Consider the following 4,147-nt stretch of genomic DNA (forward strand, 5'->3'; position numbering starts at 1 on the left):
GGCGGCCAGTCGGGAACGGCGCTCAGGGTAGCCGGCCGGCACGCGGATGTCTTCGAACTGTCCGCCGGTTCGCCCGACGAGGTCAGCCAGTTGATCGAGCGCGTGCGCGCCGCCGCCGCCGAGCATGGAAGGGCCGGCAAACTGCGCTTCGCGCTGCCCGTGCGCATGCGATCGCAAAAAGATGAAGGCGTCGCCGATCACAAGGCGGTTGAGGTTTCCGGGTCGCCGGCCGAGATCGCGTTGTCGCTGTTGCCCTATGCGGGGCTCGGCATCCATGAATTCATGATCGCCGGCATCGACAGGCCGCGCGAGATCGCGACGGCGGGTCGCGAGACTGTCACGCTTATCGCCAATTCACTGGCGCGTCTCGAGAGCGGCGTGACGCAATCCGGCGCATTGGTGCCGCGCCTGCCATCGGGATCCCGCGCCCGGGCCTGACCGGGTCGTCAGCGCGGCCTGCCGGCAAGCCGCGCCAGCGATTCGATGACGGCGTCCGAATCCGCCAGCGCGCCGAAGACGCCGTCCTCGACCGTCACCATGTGAAGCGCGGCCTCATGCGCCTGTCTGTCGCCGCTGGCGCAGGCGTCCGCAATCGTCAGGCACTGGAAGTTGCGGTCGCAGGCCTCACGCAGCGTGGTGTGGACGCAGACGTCGGTCGTGCATCCCGTGAACAGGAGATGCGTGATGCCGCGTGCGCGCAGGACCAGCTCCAGGTCGGTATAGGTGAAGGCGCCGTTGCACGTCTTGTCGACGACGATATCCTGCGCCGCCACCTCGATATCGGCGACGATCTGGAAGCCCGGGCTGGAGCGCAGCAGGATGCCGGTGCCGTCGAGCCGTGCCCGTTGGCGGCGCCATTTCTCGTAAGGCGTCATGTCGGCCATGTCGGCGCGGTAGCCTTGCCTTGTGTGCACGATGGTCAGGCCGGCGGCGCGGGCTGCCACGATCAGCCGGTTCACCGCCGGCAGGATCGCCCTGAGCGGCGAAGGGTCGTATCCCTTTCTGGCGAAATAGCCGGTCGGCGACAGGAAGTCCTCCTGCAGGTCGATGACCAGCAGCGCGGTGTGTTGCGGCTCGAGCCGTCATAGGGGAAATCGAACGGATCGCCTTGATCATCGGCCGCTTGCCTCACGCAGGGAGCCATCGTGGCCGGAGATGGTGTCGCAGTCCATAGGCAGGGCATGGCCCTCCGCAGAGGCGCCACATTGGCAGCAAGGCGCAATTCGGCCGTGCGCCGGGGCCTCATGACAATTTTGTTGAATCAAATAGTCATCTCCATAGTTGACTAGTAAACTCATGTTTCATAGTCAACCGTCGATGGCAGCTGGAAACCGCTTGCCGAGGAATGCGCAAGCCCGAGTTGCAGAAAGGCCAGAGCGTGGCTGGAGTTCAGACTGCCTTCCGTGTCGAAGCGGTGCGTTTCGCCGTCGGCGAGCGGACTCTGCTCGGACCGGTCTCGCTCGAGCTCGAACGCGCGCGCGTCTACGGTCTGATCGGCCACAACGGCTCCGGCAAGTCGACGCTGATCAAGCTTCTGGCGCGCCAGCAGCCGGCAAGCGAGGGCGCGATCAGCTTCGCCGAGCGGCCGCTGGCCGGCTGGAGCGCGCGCGAGCTGGCGCGGGCATTGGCCTATCTGCCGCAGACGACGCCGGCGGCGACCGGGCTTACCGTGCGGGAACTGGCGGCGCTCGGGCGCTATCCCTGGCATGGCGCGCTCGGCCGTTTCGGCCATGAGGACAGGCGGCATATCGAGGAGGCGCTGGCGCTGACCGACATGGCCGGCTTCGCCGACCGTCTGGTCGACGAGCTTTCCGGCGGCGAGCGGCAGCGGGCCTGGCTTGCCATGCTGGTGGCGCAGAATGCCGGCGTCATGCTGCTCGACGAGCCGATCTCGGCGCTCGACATCGCCCACCAGGTCGAGGTGCTCGACCTGGTCAGGGAACTCAGCCGCAAGCGCGACCTTTGCGTCGTCGTCGTGCTGCACGATCCCAACATGGCAGCGCGTTATTGCGACGAACTGATCGCGCTGAAGGAAGGCAGGCTGCTGACGCGCGGCACGCCCGCCGAGATCATGCGGGGCGACATGCTCAAGGGCATTTTTGGCGTCGAGATGGGGGTGTTTTCGCACCCCGTCACCGGCCAGCCCATCGGTTACGTGCAATGATGAAGCGAGGACGAAGCGTGTCCAGACATGGCCTTTTCGCGGCGCTGGCCGCATCGTTGATCCTGGCGGCCGGCGCTGTCGCCGCACAGGAGCAACCGGCGACGCCAGCTCCGGCCGCACAAGCGCCGGTGGCGCAAGCTCCTGCCACCCAAGTGCCGGCCGCACCCGCCACAACCGCTCCGGCCATTGCTGCTCCCGCTGCACCGCAACCGGGCGTTAGGCCGGCTCCGGCACCGTCGACGGCGATTGCGCTGACGCTGCCGCACGATTTGTCGCCCTGGGGCATGTTCATAGCCGCCGACATCATCGTCAAGGCGGTGATGATCGGCCTCGCCTTCGCCTCGCTGGTCACCTGGACGATCTGGCTGGCCAAGTCGCTGGAGATCCTCGCCGGCAAGCTCAGGGCGCGCCGCGCCGCGCAGGCGATCGGCAATGCCGCGACGCTGATGCAGGCCGGGCGCGCGCTCGGCCACAACAATGGCCCCGGCGCGCTTCTGGTGCGCGCCGCAGAGGAAGAGGCCGCGCTTTCTGCCGGCGCGCTCGACCACGTCACCGGCGATGGCCTGAAGGAGCGCGTTACCTCGCGGCTGTCGCGCATCGAGGCAGCTGCGGCGCGGCGCATGTCGCGCGGCACCGGCCTGCTCGCGACCATCGGCTCGACCGCGCCTTTCGTCGGCCTGTTCGGCACGGTGTGGGGCATCATGAACGCCTTCATCGGCATCTCGCAGGCGCAGACCACCAATCTGGCGGTCGTGGCGCCCGGCATCGCCGAAGCGCTGCTCGCCACCGCCATGGGCCTGGTGGCGGCGATCCCGGCGGTGGTCATCTACAACGGCTTTGCCCGCTCCATAGCCGGCTACAGGCAGATCCTCGCCGATGCCGCCGCTGGCGTCGAACGGCTGGTCAGCCGCGACCTCGATTTCCGCACCGTGCCGCCGGCAGGCGCCATCGCGGCGGAGTGAGCGGTCATGGCGGCGCGGATTCGCGAAACGGCCGGCGACGATCTCGAGGAAAGCCACGAGATCAACGTCACCCCGTTCATCGACGTCATCCTGGTGCTTTTGATCATCTTCATGGTCGCGGCACCGCTCGCCACCGTCGATGTCAATGTCGACCTGCCGGGCTCGACGGCGACGCCGGCGCCGCGCCCCGAGACGCCGCTGTTCCTGACGCTGAAAGGCGATCTTACGCTCGCCGTCGGCAATGACAGCGTGCCGCGCGCCATGTTCGCCGCCATGCTCGACGGTCGCACCAAGGGCGACAAGCAGACGCGCATCTTCCTGCGCGCCGACAAGTCGGTTGGCTATGGCGAGCTGATGGAGGTGATGAACCTGCTGCGTGCCGCCGGCTATCTCAAGATCGCGCTGGTCGGCCTGGAGACGCTGCCTTCGGCCGATGCGCCAGAGCCAGGCGGAAGCCAGCCATCTGGAGGCCAGCCGACAGCCCCGAGCGGCGGCACGGCACCATGACGGGCGCGACGGCCGCCTTGTCCGGGGTCGGTCAGCCGCGGTTCGGCGCGAGCGAGACCGGCCTGTGGGCGGCTGCCGCCGCCTTGATCCTGGTCGCGCATGTGGCGGTCGCCTATGCAGTGCAGAACTTCAGTCCTGCCGACATCTCTGGCGGACCGCCGCCGGCGCTTGCGATCGAGATGTCGCCGCTCGCGCCCGCAGAACAGGAAGAGGCGCTGGTGCCGGACACAGTGACGCCCGATCAAGCCGAGCCGGTCGAGGAGACGGAGAGGGCGGCGCCAGTGAAGCCGGCAACCGAGCCGGCGCCTGAGCAGGTCACCGAAGTAGCGGAACCGACCGTCGAACAGCCGGCAGAGGCCGACGCGGCCGAACCGGCGGCGCCGACGGTCGCCGCGCTGAGCGCTCAACAGCCGCTCGACGAAGTGGTTCCGGACGTCGTCGAGACGGTGGCACCGGACGTCGTCATTCCCTTGCCGCAGCCGAAACCGGTCGATGCGCCGGCGGAATCCAAGGT

At 68.1% G+C, this 4,147-nt stretch carries 4 protein-coding genes and 2 pseudogenes; 5 read left to right on the forward strand and 1 reads right to left on the reverse strand.

The window, feature by feature from the left end:
- Positions 1–438: LLM class flavin-dependent oxidoreductase (locus EOA33_RS26370; protein ID WP_127406967.1), on the forward strand; the 438-nt coding region annotated here is incomplete at its 5' end.
- A gap of 8 nt (positions 439–446) precedes the next feature.
- Here the strand turns inward: EOA33_RS26370 and EOA33_RS26375 are convergent.
- Positions 447–1,144: pseudogene (locus EOA33_RS26375) on the reverse strand (isochorismatase family cysteine hydrolase).
- Positions 1,145–1,345: 201 nt separating this feature from the next.
- Here EOA33_RS26375 and EOA33_RS26380 point away from each other — a divergent pair.
- The 4 genes and pseudogenes from EOA33_RS26380 to EOA33_RS26395 all read left to right on the forward strand — a co-directional run.
- On the forward strand, positions 1,346–2,164 hold the full coding sequence (locus EOA33_RS26380) for an ATP-binding cassette domain-containing protein (RefSeq protein ID WP_126057550.1): 819 nt from the start codon (positions 1,346–1,348) through the stop codon (positions 2,162–2,164).
- Between the two features lie 17 nt (positions 2,165–2,181).
- Positions 2,182–3,126, forward strand: a complete 945-nt coding sequence (gene exbB, locus EOA33_RS26385; protein WP_126057551.1) for a tonB-system energizer ExbB — start codon at positions 2,182–2,184, stop codon at positions 3,124–3,126.
- Between the two features lie 6 nt (positions 3,127–3,132).
- Entirely contained in the window at positions 3,133–3,633 is a 501-nt protein-coding gene (gene exbD / locus EOA33_RS26390) for a TonB system transport protein ExbD (RefSeq protein WP_126057552.1), read from the forward strand.
- Positions 3,630–4,147: pseudogene (locus EOA33_RS26395) on the forward strand (energy transducer TonB); the annotation flags it as partial. The gene exbD and the pseudogene EOA33_RS26395, both read left to right, overlap by 4 nt.

It is taken from the genome of Mesorhizobium sp. M4A.F.Ca.ET.050.02.1.1, assembly GCF_003997725.1.
Classification (GTDB): domain Bacteria; phylum Pseudomonadota; class Alphaproteobacteria; order Rhizobiales; family Rhizobiaceae; genus Mesorhizobium.

Bases quoted from the DNA above. Each gene is read 5' to 3' on its own strand.
- EOA33_RS26380 (WP_126057550.1), top strand. From the start codon at position 1,346: ATGCGCAAGCCCGAGTTGCAGAAAGGCCAGAGCGTGGCTGGAGTTCAG.
- exbD (WP_126057552.1), top strand. From the start codon at position 3,133: ATGGCGGCGCGGATTCGCGAAACGGCCGGCGACGATCTCGAGGAAAGC.